Genomic DNA, 24,730 nt, shown 5'->3' with positions numbered 1-24,730 from the left:
CCACCGGGCGAGGGCGTCCGGGGTGTTCGCGGAGCGCACGGGAGCCCGGACCGGCACCAGGGGGAACTCCGGGCTCACCGGCTGTGGTGCAGCGCCGGCACGGGCGTCAGCTTGACCGTCTTGTCCTCGCTGCCGCTGGCCAGCCACGTGCCGTCCGGGCCGAAGGCGACGCAGTAGACCGTGTCGTGGTGCTGCACCCGCAGCACGCGGCCGCCGTCGTCCGCGGACCACAGGCCGGCCGTGCGGTCGGCGGAGGCCGTGGCGAGCCACCGGCCGTCGGGGCTGAAGGCCACGTCCCTCACAGCGGCCCCGTGCCGGACCAGCAGGCGCTGGTGCCCGCTGCCCGCGTCCCACACCCGGACGCAGCCGTCGTCGCCCGCGGTCACCAGCCGGCCGCCGTCGGGGCTGAAGCCGACGGCCTTGACCGGGTGGTCGTGGCGCAGGCGCAGCAGGGCGTCCCCGCCGAGCGACCAGACGTGCACCGACCGGTCGGCCGAGGCGGAGGCGAGCCGGGCGCCCTCGGGACTGAAGGCGACGTCGGTGACGACCTGGTCGTGCGTGATGCGCAGCATGGGGTCGCCGCCGGTGGAGTCCCAGAGCCGGACGGTGCGGTCGGCGGAGGCCGAGGCCACGCGGAACCCGTCGGGGCTGAAGGCGACGCCGAAGACCACGTGGTCGTGGCGCAGGCGCAGCAGTTCCTCGCCGTCGGAGGCCGCCCAGATGCGGACGGTGTTGTCGGCGCCTCCGGTGACGAGGCGGCGGCCGCCGGGGCTGAAGGCGGCGGCGAAGACGGACGAGAGCCAGCCGCCCACGGTCTGCTCCCAGATCCGGTTGCCGGTCAGGGCGTCCCAGACCCTGATGCGGTTGCGGGATCCGGTGGCGAGCCGCCTGCCGTCGGGGTGGGCGGCGAGGGCGTGCACCCATTGGCGGGCGTTGAGGACGCGCGAGGTGATGCCGGGGCCGGGCGGACCGGCCGCGCCGGGCGTGCCTCCGCCGGGCCCGCCGGGTCTGCCGTACGCGCCCGGGTCTCCGTACGCCGAGCCTCCGTACGTGCCCGGGCCTCCGGGCGCACCGGGCCCGCCCGGAGCCGGGTCCCAGGACGGCCTCGGCGGAACGCCGGACGACCCGGGGGACGGCTCGGGGGACGGCTCAGGGGGCGGTTCGGGCTGTGGAGGCTGCGGCACGGCCGGCCCCGCCTCCGCCGTCAGCTCGGGCATGTCGAAGAGACGGGCGTCCCCGCCGCGCAGGTAGAGGACCGGGGTCGCCCACTCCAGGCTGTCGTCCTTGTCGACGACGAGGGCGATCCGCCCGACCCGTACGGCCTCGTCGACGGTGCGGCCCCCGGCCAGCGCCTGGTAGAAGGACGCGGCGAAGCGGGTGGCCGCCTTGTCGGTGACGGCGAACTGCATGGCGACGACCGCCGGCACGGTGCGCACCAGGACGGCCGCGGTGCTGGAGAAGAGGTCCTCGGCGTTGCCCATGCCGCTCTGGCAGCTGTTGAGGATCACCAGCTGGGGCCTGGGCCGGGCGACGCTGAGGAGCGAGGCGAGGGCGGAGGCGTGCAGGTGGTGCTCGCGCCCGTCCGCGTCGGCAAGCGTGATCATGCCTTCGCGGCGCTGCGGGTCGTAGGCGCCGTGCCCGATGAAGTGCAGGACGTGGCAGCCGCGCAGGAGCCTGCGGGAGAGGTCGTCCGCGGTCTGGCCGGCCACCCAGTCGAGGTCGACGAGCCCGCGCTCGGTCAGCGGGCGCAGCGCGACCGCGAGGGCGGCGCGCTCGCTCTCGGCGCCCAGGGGCGCGAGCGAGCGGGGCAGCGCGGTCATGCCGAGGACCTTGAGGGGCGGTGCGGAGCGCAGCGGGGCGAGCGGCTCGGGCAGATCGACGTAGCGGACGAGGGGCTGGCGCAGGCACAGGTAGCCGCCGAGGTCCTCGTCGTGGAGGAGTTCCCAGGGCAGGGCGGCGAGTTCGGGCGCGCGGAGGCGCAGGACCACGCGGAGCGCCTGGTCGTGTTCGGCGGCGCGCTGGCGGCTGGCGAGGTAGAGGGCGCGCAGGCGCCCGTCGAAGACGGTGCGGAAGAGCTGCTCCCCCACGTCGCGCACGGGCCGCTCCAGGCCGAGGGCGGCCGCGCGCGGCGTCACCGAGGAAGCGAGGACGGCCCGTTGGAGGTCGGCGAGGCGGGCGCCGACGGCGCCGGGGTCCAGGGCGACCGAGGCGGTCCCCTCGCCGGCGGGCGAGGAGACCGTCACCGCGTACCGCCCGCCCGGCCCGCCGCTGATCTCCAGGACGAAGTCGGCGGCGGGCATCACGACTCCCGGGAGGTCCGGCGGAACGTCACCATTTCCGGTTTCCCGCTTCCTCACGTGGCCGTGCCGTGCAGCGGGCCCGCGTTCTTCCACCAGGCGAGCAGCGGCCCGTACGAGGCGAGCGGGGCGTGGGCCTGCGCGATGATCTTCACGTCCTCGCTCGACCACGTGAGATAGGCGTCGCCGTCGTCCGGATCCTGGTGGCAGGCGAGTTCGCCGACCACCTTTCCGCCGTTGTTGTACTTCTGCCGGCCGCTGAGCGGGACGGTCGGGCCGCACGAGCTCTGCGTGAAGGTGACGTCGCTGACGAGCCGCTGGAATCCGCCCTGGGTGCTGATGTCGTCGACAAACTGGGCGTAGATGACGGGAAATCCCCCGGCCGGGGTGCACGCGACCACGGCGACGACCGACGCCGGGAACTTGGACGCGTCGCCGTCGGAGCAGCTCGGGCGGATCGTGTCCGGCACGTGGGCGAGGAGGGACGCCGTCGCCCCCGAGGCCCGGGGCGCCCCGGGCACGGGCGCCGAGGGCTCGGGCGGCGGCGGGGCGGCCGAGGACGGCTGCGCGGGCGGCTGGGACGAAGGTGGTGCCGGTAATGACGCCGGTACGGATTTCGGCGGTGCTGTTCCCGGCGGAGGATCGGCCACCGGCTTTCCGGAATCCTTATTTGCCAGCAGGACGATGCTGGTCACCACGAGGCCGGCCCCGAGCAGTGCCGCCGTGGACCGGATCACCGGGCTGATCCGGGGAAAGGAGATTTCCCGGACCGAGAATCCGCTGCCCAGCAGGGAGATGAGGACCATGAGGCCCCCGAAGACGAACAGGATGATCGAAGCAGAGGTCGGCATGATTTCCCCCCGATGCGTCACGACCCTCCGCGGACCAGCCAGGTTATAGGAAATTCAGGGGAATGCCGCCGGGCCGTGCGCCGTATATTCGGCCCCTCGCCCCCGCGCGCTCCCGGAATGCGCCCCCGCGCCGTTATCGCCCGTGCGGTGCGTGCGGGACGCGCGCGTTCGCGACCGCGACGGCCGCCGCGTATCCCGGCACGGCCTCGACGTCGCTCAGCGTCCACCCCGCCGGGGAGGCCGGGCCGGGGCCTGTGCCCACGTACGTCACCGAAGGGTTCTCCGACAGGCCCGTGCCCGTGCCCTTGAGGTAGGCCTCCTTGCGCGTCCAGCAGCGCGCGAAGGCCTCGGGGCGCTGCTCCGCGGGCAGCGCGGCCAGCTCCGCGGTCTCGGTGGGGTGCAGGACGCGCGCCACCTCCTCGACCACGTCGGCGGGCTGGAGCTGCTCGACGTCCGCGCCGACCGGGGTGTCCGCGAAGGCGAAGAGCGCGAGGTCACCCGCGTGCGAGAGGTTGAAGTGCAGGGGCGCGCCGGCGACGGCCGGGCGGCCGTGCGGGCCGCCGCAGCCGGGGCACGGCTCGCGCACGAGCACGACCTCGGCCGGGTCGGTGGCCAGATACGCGCCGAGGAGGAGCCGCAGCCCGATGTGGGAGGCGATGTAGCGGTCGCGGTGCAGGTCGCGCACGAACGCGGCGGCGCGTTCCCGCTCCGCGGGGTCGAGGATGCGGTCGTGGTCGCGCAGTGCGGCGTCGAGTGGCTCACCGGCCGCCTGGTCCTCGTTCGTGGAGCCGGCCGGCCGTAGGCCGGCGAGGTTCAGCAGCCATACGCGCGGCGGCCCGCCCGGCGTCCACGCCCCCGGCAGCGGGTCCTCGCCGAGGACCCCGGGCCGTATGCCCGGCCCGCCGCTCACGCCCATCCGCTCAGCCCTCTCCCAGGTAGCGGGTCACCGCCTCGGCGACCTCCGCGATCGGTTCCGGCCGCGTCATGTGTGCGTGCGCGCAGCCGACATCGTGGTTGATCACCCTACCCGTGACGTACGGCCGCCACGCCTCCCTCGTCACGGCGCCGGCCGGGGCCGGGCCGGCCCGGTCCGTGTCCGCCGCGGTGAAGAAGAGGACGTCGCCGTCGAAGACGCGGTGCGGGTGGCGTCCGGCCAGGGCCGTCGTGGAGAGCGCGACGTCGACGACGGACTGCAGCGTCCGGCCGGTCAGGGCGGCGAAGGGGCCGCCGGCGGCGCCGAGGGCGGCGAGGACGCCTTCCCGTGTAAGGGCTCCGTCGCGGGCGCGGCCCGCCATGTCCAGCAGGGCGCCGAGGACGGCCTGTTCCTCGAACGCGGCGCCCGCGGGATAGGCGTCGAGCAGCGCGAGGAGCTCGACCTTCTCGCCGGCTTCCTGCAGCCGTACGGCGACGGCGTGCGCGAGGACGCCGCCCGCCGACCAGCCGAGCAGCCGGTAGGGGCCGTACGGCTGGATCTCCCGGATGCGGTCCGCGTGGTCTTCGGCCATCTCCTCCAGCGTCGCGGGCAGTGCTTCGCCGGGCGCGAACCCGCGTGCCCGGAGCGCGTGGAGGGGCTGGTCGGGGCCGAGTCCGGTGAGCAGCCCGGTGTAGCACCAGCCGAGGCCGGCGGCCGGGGGCAGGGCGAACAGGGGCGTGCGGCTGCCGGTCGCGCGCAGCGGCAGCACGGGATCCAGTGAGCTGAAGCCCGTACCGTCCTCGTCGCCCAGCCGCCGGGCCAGGGCGGCCGGGGTGGGTGCGCGGAAGAGGGTGCCCAGGGAGAGCGGCTCCTCTCCGCCGGCGCCCAGCACGTCCCGGATCCGGGCGACGAGGCGCGCCGCGAGCAGGGACGTGCCGCCGAGGGCGAAGAAGCTGTCGTCGACGCCGACGTGCGGCAGCCCGAGGACCTCGGCGAACAGCCGCGTCAGGGCCTCCTCGCGGGGCCCGGCGGGGGCGCGGCCGCCGGTGTCCGCCTCGGGGGCGGGGGCGGGCAGCGCCCCGCGGTCGAGCTTGCCGCTGGGGCCCGTGGGGAAGGCGTCCAGGACCACGACGGCGTCCGGCACCGTGCTCGCGGGGAGGTGCGCGGCCGGCAGCTCGCGCAGGGCGTCGGGGCCGGCCTCGGCGGCGGCATCCGCCGAGGCCGGAGTCAGGTAGGCGACCAGGCGCCGGTCGCCGGGCCGGTCCTCGCGGACGACGGCGCAGGCGGCCCGCACGCGGGGGTCGGCCAGCAGGGCGGCCTCGATGCCGTCGAGCTCGATGCGGCGCCCGTGCAGCTTGACCTGGCGGTCGGTCCGGCCGAGGTACTCGGCTTCGCCGTCCGCCCGCCAGCGGGCGAGGTCGCCCGTGCGGTACATGCGCGCGCCGGGGCCGGCGAAGGGGTCGTCCACGAACCGTTCGGCCGTGAGGTCCGGCCGGCCCAGGTAGCCGTCGGCGAGCTGGGCGCCGGCGAGGTGGAGCTCGCCGGGGACGCCGGGCGGGCAGGGGTGCAGGGCTTCGTCGAGGATGTAGAGGCGGGTGTTCCAGACGGGCCGTCCGATGGGGACGGGCCCGGTGTCGCCCGGGCGGCAGGTGTGGTGGGTGACGTCGACGGCCGCTTCGGTCGGCCCGTAGAGGTTGTGCAGCAGGGTGCCGGGCAGCAGCCGGTGGAAGGCGTCGGCCGTGGCGCGCGGGAGGACTTCGCCGCTGCTGAAGACGTGCCGCAGCGCGGTGCAGCCGGCGGCGCCGGGCTCGGCGAGGAAGAGCTGCAGCACGGACGGCACGAAGTGGGTGACGGTGACGTCGTGTTCGCGGAGGGTGCGGGCGAGCTCCGCCGGGTCGCGGTGGGCTTCGGGCCCGGCCACGACGAGGGTGGCGCCCTCGCGCAGCGGCCAGAACAGCTCCCACACGGAGACGTCGAAGCCCACGGGGGTCTTGTGCAGGACGCGGTCGCCGGGGGCGAGCGGGTACTGCGCCTGCATCCAGCGCAGCCGGTTGTCGATCGCCGAGTGCGGCACGACGACGCCCTTGGGGGCTCCGGTGGAGCCGGAGGTGTGCAGGACGTACGCGGGGTGCTGGGGCGTCAGGGCCCGGCCGGGGTCGGTGGGGAGGTGGGCGGCGAGCGCCTCGCCGAGCGCGGGGTCGTCGAGGGCGACGGCGGGCGGCGCGCCCGCGGGGAGGGCGGCGGTGCCGGCGCGGTCGGTCACGACGCACACGGGTGCGGCGGTCTCCAGCACGTCGCGCAGGCGCGCGGCCGGGTCGGCGGTGTCGAGCGGCAGGTACGCGCCGCCGGCCTTGAGGACGGCGAGGAGGGCCACGACGAGCTCGGTGGAGCGCGGCAGGGCGACGGCGGCGACCGTGCCGGGGCGGACGCCGAGGGCGACGAGGTGGCGGGCGAGCCGGTTGGCGCGGGCGTTGAGCTCGGCGTAGGTGAGGGTCTGGGCGCCGTGGACCAGGGCGGTGGCGTGCGGGGTGCGGGCGGCGCGGGCCTCGACGGGGCCGATGAGGGTGGTGGGCGGGACCGCGGTGGCGGTGTCGTTGAACTCGCCGAGGACCTGTTCGCGCTCGGCGGCGGTGGCCAGGGCGAGGCCGCCGGTCGGCAGGTGCGGGTCGCGCTCGGCGAGGCGGGTCAGCAGGTCCAGGAAGCGGGCCTGGTGGGCGGCGAGTTCGTCCTGGCCGTAGCGGGCGGGGTTGGCGTCGTGGTCGATGCGCAGGCCGCTGCCGTCGGCGCGGTCGTAGATGCCGATGGTGAGGTCGTCGACGGGCCCGGGGGCGAGGTTGTGCGCGTCGGACCGGGCGCCGTCGAACGTCAGCCCGTAGTCGAAGGGCATGACGTTGACGAGCGGGCCGGTGAGCGGCCGGCCTTCGCCGAGGAGGCCGAGGTCGCGGCGGATGTCCTCGTAGCGGTAGCGCTGGTGGCGGCGGGCGGCCCGGATGCCGAGGACGGTCTGGTGGACGAGTTCGGCGAAGGTCGTGCCGGGGGTGACGGTCAGGCGCAGCGGCAGCACGTTCATGACCATGCCGGGCACGCGCAGGGCGACGGAGCCCATGCGGCCCATCATGGGCAGGCCGAGGACGACGTCCTCGCTGCGGGTGGCGCGGGCGACGTAGAGGGCCTGGGCGGCGAAGAGGACGTCGGTCCAGGTGGCCCGGACGGACGCGGCCAGGCGGCGCAGCCGTGCGGTGGCCGCGGGGTCGAGGTGGGCGGTGGCGCGCAGGTGGCCGCGGGAGGGCAGGGCGGGGGCCGCCGAGGAGGCGAGGGTGGGTGCCTCGGGGCGGTCGGCGAAGGCGGTGAGCCAGTGGGCGCGGTCGCGGGTGCGGGTCGCGGAGTCGCGGTAGGCGGCGTCCTCGGCGACGAGGTCGGCGAGCCGGCCGAAGGGGCTGGGGGCCGGGTCCTCGCCGGTGGCCAGGGCGGTGTAGAGCTCGGCGACGCGGCGGGCGACGAGGGAGTAGCCGTAGCCGTCGAGGACGGCGTGGTGGACGCGCTGGTACCACAGCCAGCGGGCGTCGCCGGTGCGCAGGAGGGCGTGGGAGAAGAGCGGGCCGCGGGCGAGGTCGAAGGGCTCGGCGAGGCCGGCGCGCATCCACGCGAGGGCGCTCGCGTCCGGGTCGCGCTCGCCGCGCAGGTCGGCGGTGTGCAGCGGGAAGCCGTGGCCGGGGGCCTCGACGGCGATGGGGAACTGGCGCGGGCCGTCGGGGGTGTCGGCGATGCGGACGCGCAGGGCGTCGGCCTCGCCGACGGTGCGGTGCAGGGCCTCGGCGAAGCGGGCGGGGTCGATGTCGCCGTGGATCTCCAGGTATTCGGCGGTGCCGAGGGCGGGGCTGCCGGGGTCGAGGGCCTGGGCGAACCACATGCCCGACTGGGCGGCCGTCAGGGGCAGCCCCTCCGGCGCGGGGGACCGTCCCGCGCCGGAGGGGCCGGGCAGGGGACGCGCCCCCGCCCGGTCGAGGGTGCGGGCGTTCACGTTCCCGCCCCCAGCAGCGGTGCCCACTGCTCTATGGCCGGCTGTTCGGCGAGGGCCACGAAGGTGACGTCGGTGCCGTGGTCGCGGCGCCAGCGCTCGACGAGGGTCATGATGCGGACCGAGTCGAGGCCGTAGTCGACGAGGTTCTCGTCGTCGGGGATGTCGGCGGGGTCCTCGCCGAGCACGTCGGCGACGTCGGCCCGGATCTGGTCGAGGGTGAGTGCCATCGGGAGTTACGCCCCTTCGAAGAGCCGGTCGGTGGTGGTCACCACGGCGCACTTGGCGGCGGCCCAGCGCAGTGCCGTGGCGTGGTCCTCGGCCGAGAAGTCGGCGACGGCGTCGGCGACGAGGAAGGGCCGGATGTCGCGCATCCAGGCGTCGCAGGCGCTCATCATGACGCCGATGTGCGCGTACACGCCGACGATGACCAGCTGGTCACGGCCCTGTGCGGCCATGCGCTCGGCGAGGTCGGTCCGGACGAACGCGGAGTACTTCCACTTCGTCAGGACGGTGTCGCCCTCGGCGGGGGCGACCGCGTCGGCGATGGCCTTGGCGCGCTCGTCGTCGGGCAGGCCCGGGCCCCAGAAGTCCTGCTGCAGGCCGCGCTCGGCGGGGCTCTGGCCGCCGGGCTGGGCCGAGTAGACGACGGGGACGCCGAGCCGCTCGCAGTCCTTCTTCACGGCGGTGACGTTGGCGAGGAGTTCGGTGACGGGCGAGGCCCCGGCCTCGAACGCGTCGAGGAAGTAGTTCTGCAGGTCGTGCACGAGCAGCACGGCGCGGGCCGGGTCCACGGTCCAGGCGACCTTGTTCGCGGGCAGGTCGGCCGCCCCCGGCATGGGATAGGGGGCGATGGCGGGCAGTGCCATGGTGGTCGGTGAGCCTTTCTCGGTTCTCTGCGTTGTCAGCGCTGTGCTGCTGCTGCGGCGGCGACCTGCGCGGCGATGGCCGCGCGGAGGTCCTTCTTCGACACCTTGCCGATGCCCGTCTGCGGGAACTCCGTCACGAACTCCACCCGGTCGGGGACCTTGAAGGCGGCCAGGCCGCGCTCGCGGACGAACTTCTTGATGGCGATCGACTTGACCGGCGCGGCGCCCTCGCGCAGGACGACGTAGGCGCAGGTGCGCTCGCCGAGGTACGCGTCGGGCATGGAGACGACGGCGGCGTCGTGCACGGCCGGGTGGGCGAGGATGTGGTTCTCGATCTCCTCGGCCGCGACCTTCTCGCCGCCGCGGTTGATCTGGTCCTTGGCCCGGCCCTCGACCACGAGGTGGCCGGTCTCCGTGCGGCGGACGACGTCGCCGGTGCGGTAGAAGCCGTCGGCGGTGAAGGCCGTGGCGTTGTGCTCGGGGGCCCGCCAGTAGCCGCGGATGGTGTACGGGCCGCGGGTCAGCAGGTGGCCGGTCTCCCCGGCGGGCAGGTCGTTGTCCTCGTCGTCCACGACGCGGACCTCGTCGGCGGGCGAGATCGGCCGGCCCTGGGTGGTGACGATGATCTCCTCGGGGTCGTCCAGCCGGGTGTAGTTCACCAGGCCCTCCGCCATGCCGAAGACCTGCTGCAGGGTGCAGCCGAGGGCCGGGCGCACCCGGCGTGCCGCCTCCTCGCTGAACTTCGCGCCGCCCACCAGCAGGACCTGAAGGCTGCTCAGGTCGTACGGGGTCTCCGCCGCGGCCTCGGTCCACACGAGGGCGAGCGGCGGGACCAGGCCGGTGATCGTGACGCCCTCGGCCGCGATGAGCGGGAAGGCCACGTCGGGGCTGGGGCGCCGGGCGAGGACGACGCGGGCGCCGGCGTAGAGCGCGCCGAGCGTGCCCGGGGAGCTCAGTGGAAAATTGTGGGCGGCGGGCAGGGCGCAGAGGTAGACGCTGTCCTCGTCGACGCCGCAGATCTCGTTGGAGCCCCACAGCGAGTAGATGTAGTCGTCGTGGGTGCGCGGGATGAGCTTGGGCACGCCGGTGGAGCCGCCGGAGAGCTGGAGGAAGGCCAGCTCGTGCGGGGCGGGGGCGTCGGGGATGACGGCCACCGGCTCGGTGGGGACGGCGGCCAGCGCGGTGTGCTCGCCGGGGTCGCCGGCGACGAAGACGTGCTTGAGGCCGGGGACCTCGGCGCGGACCTTCGACGCGAGCTCGCGGTAGTCGTAGCCCTCGCTGACGTCGGCGATGACGTAGGCGGCGGCCTCGGTGAAGGCGCAGAAGTGGCGGATCTCGGTCTCGCGGTGGGCGGGCAGCGCGAAGACGGGGAGGGCGCCGATGCGGAAGAGGGCGAAGACGACCTCGAAGAACTCGGCGACGTTCGGGAGCTGGACGACGACGCGGTCGCCCTTGCCGATGCCGTGGGCGAGGAAGCCGGCGGCCAGCCGGTCGGCGCGCAGGTCGAGCTCGCCGTACGTCCAGCGCCGCCCCTCACCCGAGGGGTCCACGATCGCGATCCGGTCCGGGTGCGCCTGCGCACGGTCGCGCAGCATCTGCCCGAACGTTTCTCCCCGCCAGTAGCCCGCCGCGCGGTAGCGCTCGGCGAACTCCGCCGGATAGCCCGGAGCGTCGGTCGTCTCGGTCACTGGTCAACCCCCACAGCCTGCAGGAACGTCTGGAACTTGGCGCCGGTCTCGGCCGTCTCGGCCTCCGGCGAGGACTGCGCGACGACACCCGCGCCGGCGTACAGCCGCAGGGTGCGCTCCTCGGCCTCGGCGCAGCGGATGGTGACGACCCATTCGCCGTCGCCGTTCGCGTCGCCCCAGCCGACCATGCCGGTGAAGAAGCCCCGGTCGAAGGGCTCCAGCTCGCCGATGACGTCGCGCGCGGTGGTGGTCGGGGTGCCGCACACGGCGGGCGTGGGGTGCAGCGCGGAGGCCAGCTCCAGCGCGGACACCGCCGGGTCGGCCGGCTCGCCGGTGACGGTGGTCGACAGGTGCCACATGGCGGCCGTGCGCACCAGCGTGGGCCGCTCGGGCACGTGCAGGCTGCGGCAGTACGGGGTGAGGGCCTCGCGGACGGCGTCCACGACGACGGCGTGCTCGTGCAGGTCCTTCTCCGACTCCAGGAGGGCGGCCGCGCGGCGGACGTCCTCGGCGAGGTCGGCGCTGCGCGGCGTGGAGCCGGCCAGCGGGTTGGCGACGAGCGTGCCGCCGCGCCGGGAGACCAGCAGTTCGGGGCTCGCGCCGAGCAGCGTGCGGCCGGGGCCGGCCGGCAGGGCGAAGGTGTAGCCGGAGGGGTCGCGGCGGGCGAGGCGCTGCAGCAGCGCGGGCAGGTCGAGGTCGCGGTCGGAGGAGAGTTCCAGGGTGCGGGCGAGGACGACCTTCGCGAAGTCGCCGCGCCGCATGCGGCGGACGGCCTCGGCGACGGCCGCGCCGTAGCCGGCGGGCTCGGGCACGGGCCGGATGTCCCAGCGGGCTGCGACGGGGGCGGCGGCCGGCAGCGCGACCAGTGGGTCCTCGGCGAGCGGCGGCGCCCAGCGGACGGCCTCGGGCACGGCCAGCGCGGCCGGCGCGGCCTGGTCGAAGGGGATCGCGCCGACGACGACCGGGGCCGCGTCACCGGCCCGCACGCGGGCGGCGAGGGTCTCCGCGACGCGCTGCGCCACGGGGGCGGTGCCGTGCGGCACCTCGGCCCGCACGCCGTGGGCGAGCAGGGTGCGGGTCGGAGAGGCGAAGAACCGGGCCCGGCCCGGCTCGTAGGCGTCGAGCAGCGAGGTGGCGGCGCCGACGGTGTCACCCCTGACGGGGGCGCCGGGCTCGCTGCCGCCCGGCCGGTCCGCGACGTGGTGAGCGGTGGTCACCTTTGCTGCTCCGTTCCTCCGGTGGGTCGCACCGGGTGGGTCTTGCGTGAAGTGTTCGGGCGGGGGCCGGCCTTGTGGGGGGCCGCGCGCGGTGTCCTCAGTCGCCGGACGGCTCAGAAAAACGGCTCAGAAAATCTGAGCCGTCCGGCGACTGAGGACCGGGGTCCGGGGCGGAGCCCCGGGAGACGGTGCCGTCAGGCGCGCAGCGTCGCGCCCCCGTCGACGTACAGGTCGTGCATCGTGATGTGCCGCGCGCGGTCGGAGACGAGGAACGCGACCGCGTCGGCGATGTCCGAGGGTTCGGCGATCCGGCCGAGCGGGATGCCGACGCGGTACGAGCCGGGGTCGCCGTCGATGACGCGCTGCGGCGCCTGCTCGTCGGCCCACAGCCCGCGTTGCATCGCGGTGTCGGTGGAGCCGGGCGAGACGACGTTGCAGCGGATGCCGCTGCGGGCCAGCTCCAGGCCGAGGCACTTGGTGAACATGGTGGCGGCGGCCTTGGAGGCGGCGTACGCGGCCATGCTGGTGCGCGGCACGCCCGCGGCGTTGGAGCCGACGGTGACGATGCAGCCGGAGCGGCGCTCGGTCATCCGGCGGGCGGCGGCGCGCGAGGTGTTGAAGACGCCGGTGGAGTTCACGGCGAAGGTGCGGTGCCAGACGTCGTCGGTGATGTCGACGACGGGCGAGGTGCGCAGCACGCCGGCGACGTTGACGAGGATGTCCAGCGGGCCGACGGTGTGCTCGACCTCGTCGACGACGGCCTCGACGGCGGTGCTGTCGGCGACGTCGGCGGTGTGCGCGGTGACCCTTCTATCGCCGTCCCGGCCGAACTCGGCCTCCAGGTCCTTGATGCCGTCAGGGGTCCAGTCGACGGCCGCGACGCGCGCTCCCCGGGCGACGAGGGCACGGGTCACGGCCTCGCCTATGCCCTGCCCGGCGCCGGTGACCAGCGCGACGCGGCCGGAGAGTTCTGACTGCTGCACGGTGGTTCCCCCGATTCCGGTTCAAAACTAAGGTAAGCCTTACCTTACATGACCCTGCCCGGCCGGGATCACCGCCCGCCACAGGGGCGCCCCCACCGCTGCACGCGCGGGGGGGCGCACAACAAGGCTTAGGTTAGGCTAACCTCACGCTCTTGCCTATAGGGGGGCGGCCCCCGGCTGATCCGGCGACCGCCCCCGGCAGGAAGGGAACTGGCTGTACGTCAGGTCGCCACGAGCTCCAGGGCCGGCACGCCCGGCGCGGTCACCCCGAAGGTCTGCGCGTACAGGGAGAGCTCCGCCTCCAGCGCCCGCACGACCGTCCCGACCCGGCGGAAGCCGTGGCCCTCGCCCTCGAAGGCGATGTAGGTGTGCGGCACCCCCCGGCCGGCCATCGCCGCCAGCAGCCGCTCGCTCTGCGCGACCGGGCAGACGGGGTCGGCCAGCCCCTGCAGCAGCAGGAACGGCGTGGAGATCCGGTCCGCCCGGTGCAGCGGCGAGCGCTCGGCGTACAGCGCGGGCACCTCGTCCCACGGGCCGATCAGCCAGTCCAGGTAGCGCGACTCGAAGTCGTGCGTGCCGCCCTCCGCCGTCCAGCCCTCCAGGTCCAGCACCGGGTAGAGGACCGTGCCGCAGGCGTAGAGGGACGTGGCGGCGAGCGACGCCACAGCCGTCCAGCCTCCCGCGCTGCCGCCGCGGACCGCGATCCGCGCCGGATCGGCGAGGCCCTCGGAGGCCAGCCCCACGGCCACCGCCGCGCAGTCCTCGACGTCCACCACGCCCCACTGCCCGCGCAGCCGCTCGCGGTAGGCGCGCCCGTAACCCGTCGAACCCCCGTAGTTGACCTCGGCCACGCCGATGCCCCGCGAGGTGAAGAAGACCGTCACCAGGTCCAGCACGAGCGGCGACCGGGCGGTCGGGCCGCCGTGCGCCCACACCACGTAGGGCGGCAGCTCGCCCTCGGGGGCGGTGTGGCCGGGGTTGCGCGGCGGGTAGAGGTTGGCGTGCACCTCGCGCCCGCCCGGCCCCGCGAAGGTGCGCACCAGCGGCTCGGGGTAGTGGGCGGGGTCCACGCGGTCGGCGTGCCGGGCGCCGACGGGCCGGGCCCGGCCCGTGCAGGCGTCGAGCTCGACGACCTCGTACGTGCTGCGCGGGCTCGCCGCGACGCCCACCGCGCGGGTGCCGGCCACGGCCAGGGTCGGCGCCCACTCGGTCCACGGCCCGGCGACGTCGGCGATCTCGCCGCTCGCCGGGTCGAGGACGCCGAGGACGGCGGCGCCCCGGCCGTGAATGGTGGCGATCAGCCCGCCGGGCAGGGGCGCGAACCAGCGCTGCCCCACGCGCCACAGCGCGCCGGCGAACTCCTCCTCGCGGCGGCACAGCGCCGTGCTCTCCCCCGACTCCGGGTCGACGCGGTACAGGTTCCACCACCCCGAGCGGTCGCTCGCCGCCACCAGCGAGCCGTCGGCGGCCCACTCCACCTGGGGCACGGACTCCTCCGGCCCGCCCAGGACCGTCCGCGCGCCGGACAGCCGCCCGTCCGCGGAGACCTCGGCGACCTTCAGCTCGGTGCCCTCCCACGGCATCCGGGGGTGGTCCCAGGCGATCCAGGCCGCCCGCCGCCCGTCCGGCGAGAGCCGGGGCCCGGTGACGAAGCGGTTCCGGCCGTCCGTCAGCTCCCGGACCGCGCCGCGGTCCCGCGCCGCCGAGCCGTCCAGCGGCACCGCCACGAGCAGCCGGCGCACGTCGCACGGGCCGGGGCCGGTGAACTCCTCCAGGACGCACCACACCTCGCCCCGGTCCGGCAGCAGCACCGGATCGGCCCAGCGCAGCCCGCCGCCCACGGACGACACGGGCGTCAGCGGCCGCGGGGCGCTCCGGCCGCCGCCCGCCGGGGCGTCGGGCTCGAACGCGTAGAGCCGCTGGTCGGCGAAGTGGGTGAAGACCACCAGCGGGCCGCCCGCCTCCCGCGCCGCGGCCGCCCACGGCAGGCCGCCGTACTCCATGACGCGGTTGCGCACGTTCCACGGAGCGGGCAGCACCGTCTCCTCCGGGCCGCCGGCCCGCCGCCGCACCAGGGTGAAGCGGCCCTCCTCCGCCGGGCGCGGGCTCACCCACCACAGCTCGTCACCGGCCGTGCCCACGAAGTCCGGGCCGCCGCCGTGCGACGCGGCGAGCTCCGCGCCGACCGGGGACTGCCAGGCTCCGTAGGGCACCGTGGACACCATGATCTGCTACGCCTCCTCGTGACGGTCCGTCGGACCGGCTTCGTCAAACCGTGCTCATCAGGCCGTGCTCACCAAGCTGTGCTCACCAAGCCGCGCCCATCAGGCCGTGCTCATCAAGCTGTGCTCATCAAGCCGTGCTCATCAAGAAGTGGTCCAGCACCCGGACGCCGAAGTGCAGCGCCTCGACGGGGACCCGTTCGTCGACGCCGTGGAACAGCGCCTGGTAGTCGATGTCCTCGGGCAGCTTCAGGGGGGCGAAGCCGTAGCAGTCGATGCCCAGGCGCGAGAACTGGTTGGCGTCGGTCCCGCCGGACATGCAGAACGGCACCACGTGCCCCTCGGGGTCGAAGCGCTCGACCGCCTCCCGCATCCGGGCGAACAGCTCGGTGCCGAGCGGGGCCTGCAGCGCCCGCCCCTTCTGGTAGTACTCCCAGTCCACGTGCGGCCCCGTGAGCTCGTCCATGGTCGTGCGGAACTCCTCCTCGCCGCCCGGCACGATGCGCCCGTCCACGTGTCCCACGGCGGTCCCGGGGATCACGTTGACCTTGTAGCCGGCGTCCAGCATCGTCGGGTTGGAGCTGTTGCGGACCGTCGGGGCGACGAGCCGGGCCGCCGGGCCCAGCTCGGCGAGGAGCGCGTCGACGTCGAAGCCCGGGGCGCCGGGGTCGGCCTCGATGCCGTACAGGGCGGCGATCTCGACGAGGGCGGCGCGCACGGTCGGTGACATCCGCACCGGCCAGCGGTGCCGGCCGATCCGGGCGAGGGCCTCGGCCAGCCGGGTGACCGCGTTGGCCTGATTGGGCTTGGAGCCGTGGCCCGCCCGGCCGCGCGCGGTGAGCCGGAGCCAGGCCGTGCCCCGCTCCCCCGCCGCCACCGGGTACAGCCGCAGCCCGCCGTCCGCGTGGAAGGAGTACGCGCCCGACTCGCCGATGGCGTACCGGCAGCCCTCGAACAGCTCCGCGTGCTCCTCGGCGAGGAAGGCGGCGCCCGTCCAGGCACGGTCCTCCTCGTCGGCGGTGAAGGCGAGGACGACGTCCCGCGGGGGCCGGGCGCCCGTGCGCGCCCAGGCCCGCACGACCGACAGGACCATCGCGTCGGTGTTCTTCATGTCGACCGCGCCGCGGCCCCACACCACGCCGTCGCGGACCTCGCCCGAGAAGGGGTGGACGCTCCACTCCGCGGGGTCGGCGGGGACGACGTCGAGGTGTCCGTGGACCAGCAGCGCGGGCGCTCCCGGATCGGTGCCGGGGAGACGGGCGACGACGTTCGCCCGGCCGCGCTCCTTCTCCAGCACCACCGGCTCGATGCCCGCGTCGCTCAGTGCCTCGGCGACGTACTCGGCGGCGGGCCGCTCCCGGCAGTCGCCGCCGCCCCGGTTGGTCGTGTCGAGGCGGATCAGGTCCGAGGTGAAGCGCACCGCCTCGTCGAACGCGCGCTCGTCCAGTCCGGTCCCGGCCTCTTCCGTCATGATCTCAGCCATACTGCTCCTCCACCGCGGCCGACACGACGGTCGTGACCGCCTTGAAGCAGCGGATGCCGTCGTACATGGTCGCCGTGGTGTACGAGACGCGCCGCTCGCCGCTCGGCACCACGCCGGGAACCACCGTCGCCGCGCCGGCCAGGTGGTCCGCGTCGAACTCGACGTCGACGGTGAACGGGCCGGTGCCCCTGGCGGGCTCGTACCGCACGGCGAGGGCCACCGCCTCCTCGGCCGCGGTGTGGATGTCCTCGGCGGTGCGCGCGGGCGGGCGGCAGACGGCCGCGTACCGCGAGACGCAGTCCTTGACGGCCACCGAACGGGCGTGCGGCGCATATCCCTTGGCGTCCGCGCAGGTCAGGTCGTCGCCCGTCACCAGCACCACGGGGACACCGTATTCGGCGACGACCAGGGAGTTGAGCAACCCCTCGCTCGCCCGCGCGCCGTCCACCCACACGCCGGTGATGGAGTTGGCGAGGTAGGTGTGGGCCAGCACGCCCGGGGTGCCGGCGCCCGTGTGATAGCCCACGAAGGCGACGCCGTCGACGTCGCCGTGCTGGACGCCTTCGACCATGCTCAGCGTCTTGTGCTTGCCCGTGAGCATCTGGGCCCGTTCGTCCAGCTTCTCCAGCAGCAGATTGCGCATGCTCCAGTGCGCCTCATTGATGAGGACCTCGTCGGCACCCCCGTCGAAGAACCCGGCGACCGCCGCGTTCACGTCGGAGGTGAACAGGTGGCGGCATCTCTCCCACTGCGAGGCGCCGGGCAGCACGTCGGCCGGGCAGGTGACGCCGGTGACGCCCTCCATGTCCGCGGAGATCAGGATCTTCACCATGCATCAGTCCTACCGCAGGTGAGGGGCCGCCGCACGGGTGCTCGCAGCAGTCGCCGCGGCGGACCGCGGCCGGGGAGCGGCCGTTCGGCGTACGGGACCGGCCGTCGATCACGCGTTCGGCGTATTGCGGAGACCGCGGAAGCGTCCCCCGGAGAACAGTTCGGAACCACCCGGAAGACGCCCGGGCGGGATAGAGGTAAACCGCTACCGGCAACTGGGGGGAATTACCCATTCCGAGGATTTCCGCATTCTACCACGCCCGCTGGATGGTTGAGCCAACTATGTCAAATAAAAAGGCAGTTGACGCCGACATTGACGTCGGCAATTATCGGTTCCCGGCGCTGGCCGGCGTGCTCCACCGAGAGTTTTCCCCGCAACCGGCCCTTACCCCAAGGACTCCGCATGCCCACCGTCGCGTTATCCCGAGGGCCTGTCGAATACACCGTCCTCGAAGGCAGTCCCGAAGCGGCTCCCCTCGTCCTCCTCCACGAAGGCCTCGGCTGCATCGCCATGTGGCGGCGCTTCCCGGCCCGTCTGGCGGCGGCCACCGGCCGGCGCACCCTGGTCTTCTCCCGTCACGGGCACGGGAGTTCGGGACCGGCACCGCAGGAGCGCACCCCGCGCTCCCTGCACGAGGAGGCGCACGACGTCCTCCCCGAACTGCTCGGCAAGCTCGGCATCCAACGCCCGGTCCTCGTCGGCCACAGCGAAGGCGCCTCGATCGCCCTGCTGCACGCCGCCGCCCACCCCGCCGAGGCCGTCGTCGCCATCGCCCCGCACCTCTTCGCCGAGGAGCGGACGCTCCGCGGCGTGGCGGCCGCCCGCGCCGCCCACGACTCCGGGCCGCTCGCCAAGGAGCTGGCCTTCTACCACCAGGACCCGCACACCGTGTTCCGCCGCTGGAGCGGCCTGTGGCTCTCCGAGGCGTTCCGCGCCTGGGACATCGAGGGCGACCTGGCCGGCGCCACCGCCCCCGTGCTCCTCGTCCAGGGCGAGCGCGACCCGTACGGCACCACGGCCCACCTCGACGCGGCCGAGCGCGGCCTCGGCGGGCCCGTGCAGCGGCTGGAGCTCGCCGGTTGCGGCCACACCCCGCACCTCGAACGGACCGACGAGGTCATCGACGCCGTCGCCACGTTCCTCGCGAGCCGCCCCGGCGGCTCCGCAGACCCCGCAGACCCCGCAGACCCCGCAGACCCCGCAGACCCCGCAGACGACCGTGCAGACCGTGCAGAGCCCTCGCGCCAGGAGGCCCGCCCATGAGCGACACCGACGACGTCCGCCTGGACGGCCTGCTCGCCGCGGCCGCCCGCCGGCACCCCGGCCGGCCCGCCCTCACCGCCCAGGGCCGCACCTGGACCTACGCCGAACTCGACCGCGCCGTGGGCGAGCTGGCGCGGCAGCTCGCCGAGGCCGGCCTGGAGCCCGGCGACCGCGTGGGCGTCCTCGCGCCCAAGGGGCCCGAGGCCGTCCTCGGCATCTACGCCGCCCTGCGCGCCGGCGCGGTCACGGCCCCGCTCGACGTCGCGGACCCGCCCGTCCGCACGGCCCACATGGTGCGCGGCGCCGGGCTGTCCCTGCTCCTCGCCTCCGACCGCTCGCTCGCCGGCTGCCGGCGGGCCGCCGAGGAGGCGGGCGCGGGCCCGGAGCCCGCCGAGGGCGTCCTGGAGCACGGTCTGAACTGGGTCCGCACGCTCCCGGCCGCGCAGAAGCCCGCCCCGCTGCCCGCGCCCACCGACCGCGGCGGCTACGTCCTCTTCACCTCCGGCTCCACCGGCCGCCCCAAGGGAGTGCTCCTCTCCCACGCCAACGTCGCCCACTTCGCGCTGTGGGCCGCCGCCGAGCTCGCCCTGACCGAGACGGACCGGGTCGGCTCCCAGGCCGCCCTGACCTTCGACCTCACCACGTTCGACCTGTTCAGCACGGCCGCGGCGGGCGCCTGCGCCGTCCTCATGCCGGACGTCCTGCGCTCCTTCCCCCGCGACGTCGTCGGCTGGCTCCGCGAACAGCGCATCACGGCCTTCTACGCGGTGCCCTCCCTCTACCAGGGCATGCTCGAACGCGGCGGCATCGACGAGGACTTCCCGCCCTCGCTGCGGGTGGCCGCCTTCGCCGGCGAGCCCTTCGCCCCGCGCCCCCTGGAGCGCTACCTGCGTCTCCTCGGCGACGTGCCCCTCTACAACCTGTACGGGCCGACGGAGACCAACGTCTGCACGTACAGCCGGGTGCCCGCCGACTGGACCGCGGACCAGGAGGCGACCATCGGCAGGGCCGTCGAGGGCGACGTCGTCGATGTCCTCGGCGAGGACGGCCTGCCCACCGACGGCACGGGCGAGATCCACGTCGCCGGCGCCACCGTCTTCCAGGGCTACCTGCAGGACGGGGCCCTGACCGACCCGACCCGCACGGTGCGCTTCCGCGACGGCGTCGCCCGCCGCGCCTACGCCACCGGCGACTTCGGCCGCATCACCGCCGACGGGCGCGTCTTCCTGCGCGGCCGCGGCGACTCGCAGGTCAAGCGGCGCGGCCACCGCATCGACCTGCTCGACGTCGAGAGCGCCGTGCTGTCGCTGCCGCACGTCACGGCCGCCGCGGTCGTCGCCAAAGAAGACCCGCACCACGGCGAGTTCTGGGCGTACGTCCAGAGCGACGGCGACGGGGCCGGCGCCGAGGAGACCCTCGCCGGGCTGCGCGGGCTCCTGCCGCTGCGCATGCTGCCCGACCGCGTCGTGCCCACGGCCGCCCTCCCCGTCAACGCCCGCGGCAAGGTCGACCGCCGCGCACTCGCCGCCCGCACCGACTGACCCGACCGCCCGCCACGCACCACGCATCACGCACCAGTGAGCACGCACCACAACGGAGGAAACCGCAGTGAACACCGTAGAAGAACTCTGCACCCTCATCAGCAGCAAGATCACGTGGGGGCGCGGCGAGGAGCCGCAGCAGCTGAGCCCCGACACCCCGCTGCTCGAACAGGGCCTGCTGGACTCGCTGTCCATCATGCAGATCGTCGCCGCGCTCGACGCGCAGGCCGGCATCGTGCTGCCGGACACGGAGATCGTCGCGGCCAACTTCCGCAGCCCGCAGGCCCTGTGGGGCGTGGTGGAGAACATCAGGGCGGGGGCGGCGCTGTGAATGCCGTAGACACGCTGCTGCGCTCAGGGCCCGACGGGGCCGAGGCCGTCGTGGACGAGTACCGCGACCTGGCCCTGCCGCTGGTGGAGCAGCTCGCCGGGAAGGGCTTCCGCGACCAGTGGGAGGCCCTCGCCGGGCTCGGTGTGCTGCGTCTCGGCCCTCCCGTGCCGGAGGCCGGCGCCGCCCCCGGGTCCGTCACGCGCTCGCTCGCCATGATCGAGGGCATCGGCCTGGCCGGCGTCGACCCCGGTGTCGTCTACGCCATGGCCTCCCAGGTGTTCGGCATGGAGTACCCGCTGCGCGCGGCGCTCCCCGCCGCCGCGTGGCAGGACGTGGCCCGCATCCAGGACGGCGGGGAGCTGCTGTGCCACGCGCTCACCGAGCGCAAGGGCGGCAGCGACCCGCTGTCGATGGACACCCGCGCCCGGCGCGACGGCGACGGCTACGTCCTGGAGGGCGCGAAGACGTTCATCACGGCCGCCCCGGTCGCCGATCTCGCGCTCGTCTTCGCCCGCACCGGCGAGGGCCGTTCGCCGTTCTCCCTGTCCGCCTTCCTGTTTCCCGTCTCCACCCCGGGCGTGACCCGCGCCGACGCCTTCGCCAAGACGGCACTGCCCGGCGTCCCGATGGGCGAGCTGGTCTTCGACGGCGTGCGGCTGCCGGCCGGCAGCCTCGTCGGCGGGGAGGGCTCGGGGCTCGCGCTCCTGACCTCCACCACCACGTGGGAGCGGGCCCTGCTGCTCGGCTACGCCCTCGGCCCCATGCGCCGCACCCTGCGGCGCCTGACGGACTGGGCGTCCGAGCGCGGCCACTTCGGCCGCCGCATGGGCGCCAGCCACCAGGTGGCCTCCCGCATCAGCGACATGGCGCTCGTGCTGCACCGCTCCCGCACGCTGCTGTACGGCATGGCGGCGCGGCTGGACGCGGGCACGCCCACGCGCCGGCTGTCGGCGGAGGCCGCCCTGACCAAGATCTCGGTCTCCGAGGACTACGTCCGGCTGACGGAACACGCCACGGCGCTGTCCGGCGTACGGGCCTTCATCGCCGATTCCGAACTCCCCGCCGATCTGCACAGCCCGATGGCGGCCCTCACCTATGCAGGCCCCAACGACCTGCTGCGCATCGGTGTCGCCCGTGAATTCGGGCTCCCCGTCGAGAACTGAATCCCGCGCCCGAAGAACGGTTCCCGCCGGGAACCCGATTTCCGAAAGGCCCCTCATGGCCCTGTCCCTGCCCACCGGGCTGCTGCCCGCCGAATTCGACGAAATCCTCGCGCTCGCCGAGGAGACGGGGGCGGCCCTCGCCCCCCACGCGGCCGACGTGGACGCGGGCCGTTCCGACGGTCACGACACGTACCGCATCCTCCGCGAGGCGGGCCTCCCGGGCCTGCTCGTGCCGCGCGAGGCGGGCGGGGCCGGGCTCGGCTTCGCCGCCTACTCGCAGGTGCTGGCGGTGCTCGGCGCCCACAACGGCGCCGCCGCCCTCGGCTTCAACATGCACAACGTCGCCATCGGCTCGCTGTGCGAGTCCGCGGGCACGCCCCTGCCGCCCGCGGCGGAGGCCTTCCGGACCTGGCTGTTCGACGAGGTGATCAACGGACAGAAGCTGTTCGCCTCCGCCACCTCCGAGGCCGGCAGCGGCGCCAAGCTCCGCGGCGTGCGCACGTCCTACCGCCGCACCGCGGACGGCGATTACGTCATCACCGGCGAGAAGTCGTTCGTCTCGCTGGCGGGCGTCGCCGACTACTACGTGGTCGCCGCCCGCGCCGAGGGCACCGAGGGCAGCGGCGAGGTCTCGCACTTCGTCGTCGCCGCGGACGATCCCGGCGTGAGCTTCGGGGAGGTGCACAGCCTCTCCGCGATGTACGGCACGAGCACCGCGGGCATGGTCCTCGACGCGGTGACGGTGCCGCGCTCGCGGCTCTTCCTCGGCGTCGAGGGCATGTCCCTGTACAAGCTCGTGCGCGAGCCGCACTGGATGATCGCCGGGTACACCGGCGCGTACCTGGGCATCTCCGAGGCGATCCTGCGCTTCACCACTGACCACGTGGCCGCGTCCCCCAAGCGGGCCGGCTCGCCGGTGCTGCAGCGCGAGCTCGGCCGGATGTCCGCGCGGCTGGCCGCGGCGCGGGCCCTCGTCGCCGAGGCCGGGGCGCGCGTCGACGCGGGCCGCGGCACCCCCGAGGCCAACGCCGCGGTGCACGCGGCGAAGTACGTCGTCGGCGAGACCGGCCCCGCGCTCGCGCAGGACGCCGTCCGCATCTGCGGCTCGGCCGCCGTGAGCCGGTCCCTGCCGCTGGAGCGGCTGCTGCGCGAGGCGTCCTTCGCCTCCGTGATGCCCGCCAAACCGGAGGAGTGCCTGGAGTATCTGGGCAAGGCCGCGCTCGGTGTCAACCTGTACGACGCGACCGCCTTCGACTGGTGAGGGCCCACACGCAGCGGCGCGCCGGGGCGGCGGGGGCCGTGGCCCCCGCCGCGCCGGGCATCCCGCGCGCCGCCGTCCCCGCGGTGACGTACGTGCTGTTCGTCGTCATGACCGGCGGCACCGTCCCGACGCCCGTCTACGCCCTCTACGCGCAGCGGCTGCACCTGTCCCCGCCCGTCGTCGCCCTCGTCTTCGCCGCCTACGCGGTGGGCATCCTGGCCGCCCTGCTGCTCTTCGGCGGGCTGTCGGACAAGATCGGGCGGCGGGCCACGCTCGTCCCGGCGCTGGCCGTGGCCGCGGTGAGCGGCGTCGTCTTCATCGCCTTCCCCACCCTTCCCGGGCTGTTCGCCGGACGGCTGCTCTCCGGGATCTCGGTGGGGCTGACGACCGGCGCGGCCACCGCCTACCTCAGAGAACTCCATCCCTCGCCGCCGCGCGCCGCCCTGATCACCTCGGTCACCAACATGGCCGGGCTCGGCAGCGGGGCGCTCCTGTCCGGCGTGCTCGTCGAGTACGCGCCCGCGCCCACCGTCCTGCCGTACACCGTCCTGATCGTGCTGCTGCTGCCCGGCCTCGCCCTGTGGGCGCTGCCCGAGCAGGCCGTCGCCCGCGGGGGCGGCATCCGCCCGCAGCGGATCGGCGTGCCGCCGGCCGTGCGGCGGCCGTTCGCCGCCGCGGCCGCCGCGGTCTTCGCCTCCTTCTCCCTGCTGGGCCTGCTGGCCGCGCTGGCCGGCAACTTCCTCGTGCAGGGGCTGCACAACCACAGCCACCTCGCCGTCGGCCTGGTGGCGTTCAGCGCCTTCGGCTCCGCGGGGGCCGCCCAGCTCCTCGCGGTGCGGCTCGCGCCGCGCACCGGCCTGACCGTGGGCATGACCGCCGTCCCGCTCGGGCTCGCCCTCATCCTCACGGGCCTGTCCGCCGCCTCCCTGCCCGTCTTCCTGTGCGGCTCCCTGCTGGGCGGCGCGGGCGCGGGCACCTCGTTCAAGTCCGGCCTCGCGCTGGTGACGGCCCAGGCGTCGCCCGACCGCGTCTCGGAACTGGTCTCCGGCTTCTTCGTCGCCGCGTACCTGGGCCTGACCGTGCCGGTCGTCGGCGTGGCCGTGCTGCTGGCGAACGGCACGCTCATGACGGCGGCCGGCGTCTTCGCCGCGGTGATCACGGTGCTGTGCCTGGGCAGCATCGGCGTCACCACGGCCCTCGGCAACCGCACCACGAACCGATGAGGACCCCGCCATGACCACCGCGCTCTCCCCCGTCGACCCCGACAGCTACCGCGCCCTGATGGCCTCCCACCCCGGCGGAGTGGCCGTCGTCACCACGGACGACGGCCTCACGCCGTACGGATTCGCCTGCACCGCGTGGTGCGGGGTGTCCCTCGACCCGCCGCTGCTGCTCGTGTGCGCCTCCAACACGGGCAGCACCCTGCCGGTGCTCGCCGAGCGGGGCTGGTTCGCCGTCAACCTCCTGCACGGCGCGGGGCGCCGCGCGGCGGACGCCTTCGCCCACCGGGACGCCGGCCGCTTCTCCGCCGTGCCGTGGGAGCGGTCCCCGGCCACGGGGCTGCCGCTGCTGCCGGAGGACGCGCGCGTGGCGGCGGAATGCCGCGTCCACCGCCTGGACCGTGCGGGCGACCACACGGTGATCATCGGCGAGATATTCCGCGCGGAACCCCTGCCGGGGGCGGACCGGGCGCCGTTGCTGTACGGGATGCGCACGTACGCGACGTGGCCGGAGGCCTAGCCGGCCCCGGGGCGCGGGGCCCTCGCCGCCGTCCGGGGTCCGCACGGCGGCGAGGGCC

The 24,730-nt window shown here is 75.0% G+C and carries 19 protein-coding genes; 7 read left to right on the top strand and 12 right to left on the bottom strand.

Annotated features, from left to right (window positions below; translation table 11 throughout):
• Positions 1–74: 74 nt before the first annotated feature.
• The 12 genes from B7P34_RS22005 to B7P34_RS21945 form a co-directional block, all read right to left on the bottom strand.
• The gene (locus B7P34_RS22005; RefSeq protein WP_106679028.1) at positions 75–2,300 is read right to left on the bottom strand and encodes a CHAT domain-containing WD40 repeat protein; all 2,226 of its coding nucleotides are present in this window, start codon (positions 2,298–2,300) and stop codon (positions 75–77) included.
• Positions 2,301–2,353: 53 nt separating this feature from the next.
• Positions 2,354–3,148, bottom strand: coding sequence for a hypothetical protein (locus B7P34_RS36850; RefSeq protein ID WP_146166891.1), 795 nt, complete (start codon positions 3,146–3,148; stop codon positions 2,354–2,356).
• Positions 3,149–3,281: 133 nt separating this feature from the next.
• Positions 3,282–4,058, bottom strand: coding sequence for a 4'-phosphopantetheinyl transferase family protein (locus tag B7P34_RS21990; protein ID WP_223268096.1), 777 nt, complete (start codon positions 4,056–4,058; stop codon positions 3,282–3,284).
• 10 nt (positions 4,059–4,068) lie between these two features.
• Entirely contained in the window at positions 4,069–8,082 is a 4,014-nt protein-coding gene (locus B7P34_RS21985; protein ID WP_223268095.1) for a non-ribosomal peptide synthetase, read from the bottom strand.
• Positions 8,079–8,309, bottom strand: a complete 231-nt coding sequence (locus tag B7P34_RS21980; protein WP_030367800.1) for a phosphopantetheine-binding protein — start codon at positions 8,307–8,309, stop codon at positions 8,079–8,081. The genes B7P34_RS21985 and B7P34_RS21980 overlap by 4 nt, the downstream gene beginning before the upstream one ends.
• 6 nt (positions 8,310–8,315) lie before the next feature.
• Complete coding sequence (locus B7P34_RS21975) at positions 8,316–8,948, bottom strand: isochorismatase family protein (RefSeq protein WP_106679020.1); 633 nt, start codon at positions 8,946–8,948, stop codon at positions 8,316–8,318.
• Between the two features lie 35 nt (positions 8,949–8,983).
• A complete protein-coding gene (locus B7P34_RS21970) occupies positions 8,984–10,636 on the bottom strand; it encodes a (2,3-dihydroxybenzoyl)adenylate synthase (RefSeq protein ID WP_106679018.1) in 1,653 nt (550 codons plus the stop codon).
• On the bottom strand, positions 10,633–11,853 hold the full coding sequence (dhbC, locus tag B7P34_RS21965) for an isochorismate synthase DhbC (protein ID WP_106679016.1): 1,221 nt from the start codon (positions 11,851–11,853) through the stop codon (positions 10,633–10,635). Before dhbC ends, B7P34_RS21970 begins: the two co-directional genes overlap by 4 nt.
• A 194-nt stretch (positions 11,854–12,047) precedes the next feature.
• Entirely contained in the window at positions 12,048–12,836 is a 789-nt protein-coding gene (locus tag B7P34_RS21960; RefSeq protein WP_106679014.1) for a 2,3-dihydro-2,3-dihydroxybenzoate dehydrogenase, read from the bottom strand.
• A 221-nt stretch (positions 12,837–13,057) separates the two neighbouring features.
• Positions 13,058–15,061 (bottom strand): prolyl oligopeptidase family serine peptidase, encoded by a 2,004-nt coding sequence (locus B7P34_RS21955; RefSeq protein WP_106679012.1) that lies wholly within the window; start codon positions 15,059–15,061, stop codon positions 13,058–13,060.
• A gap of 127 nt (positions 15,062–15,188) precedes the next feature.
• Positions 15,189–16,541 (bottom strand): M20/M25/M40 family metallo-hydrolase, encoded by a 1,353-nt coding sequence (locus B7P34_RS21950; RefSeq protein ID WP_106679010.1) that lies wholly within the window; start codon positions 16,539–16,541, stop codon positions 15,189–15,191.
• Positions 16,534–17,370, bottom strand: a complete 837-nt coding sequence (locus B7P34_RS21945; RefSeq protein ID WP_106679047.1) for a M55 family metallopeptidase — start codon at positions 17,368–17,370, stop codon at positions 16,534–16,536. The genes B7P34_RS21950 and B7P34_RS21945 overlap by 8 nt, the downstream gene beginning before the upstream one ends.
• 405 nt (positions 17,371–17,775) lie before the next feature.
• On the opposite strand from B7P34_RS21945, the gene B7P34_RS21940 reads away from it, so the two are divergent.
• From B7P34_RS21940 to B7P34_RS21910, 7 genes are all read left to right on the top strand, one after another.
• Positions 17,776–18,636, top strand: coding sequence for an alpha/beta fold hydrolase (locus B7P34_RS21940; protein ID WP_106679007.1), 861 nt, complete (start codon positions 17,776–17,778; stop codon positions 18,634–18,636).
• Positions 18,633–20,177: an amino acid adenylation domain-containing protein gene (locus tag B7P34_RS21935; RefSeq protein WP_106679006.1), complete on the top strand. Its 1,545-nt coding sequence runs from the start codon at positions 18,633–18,635 to the stop codon at positions 20,175–20,177. The genes B7P34_RS21940 and B7P34_RS21935 overlap by 4 nt, the downstream gene beginning before the upstream one ends.
• A gap of 67 nt (positions 20,178–20,244) precedes the next feature.
• A complete protein-coding gene (locus tag B7P34_RS21930; protein WP_106679004.1) occupies positions 20,245–20,508 on the top strand; it encodes an acyl carrier protein in 264 nt (87 codons plus the stop codon).
• Complete coding sequence (locus B7P34_RS21925) at positions 20,505–21,671, top strand: acyl-CoA dehydrogenase family protein (protein ID WP_223268094.1); 1,167 nt, start codon at positions 20,505–20,507, stop codon at positions 21,669–21,671. Before B7P34_RS21930 ends, B7P34_RS21925 begins: the two co-directional genes overlap by 4 nt.
• A 55-nt stretch (positions 21,672–21,726) precedes the next feature.
• Entirely contained in the window at positions 21,727–22,932 is a 1,206-nt protein-coding gene (locus tag B7P34_RS21920) for an acyl-CoA dehydrogenase family protein (RefSeq protein ID WP_106679002.1), read from the top strand.
• Positions 22,929–24,155: an MFS transporter gene (locus B7P34_RS21915; protein WP_106679000.1), complete on the top strand. Its 1,227-nt coding sequence runs from the start codon at positions 22,929–22,931 to the stop codon at positions 24,153–24,155. The genes B7P34_RS21920 and B7P34_RS21915 overlap by 4 nt, the downstream gene beginning before the upstream one ends.
• A gap of 10 nt (positions 24,156–24,165) precedes the next feature.
• Positions 24,166–24,672: a flavin reductase family protein gene (locus B7P34_RS21910; RefSeq protein WP_106678998.1), complete on the top strand. Its 507-nt coding sequence runs from the start codon at positions 24,166–24,168 to the stop codon at positions 24,670–24,672.
• Positions 24,673–24,730 lie beyond the last annotated feature (58 nt).

It is taken from the genome of Streptosporangium nondiastaticum (assembly GCF_003011965.1).
Lineage (GTDB): Bacteria > Actinomycetota > Actinomycetes > Streptomycetales > Streptomycetaceae > Streptomyces > Streptomyces nondiastaticus.
Note: the sequence above shows the minus strand (reverse complement) of the source record. Positions and strands in the feature narration are given on the sequence as shown.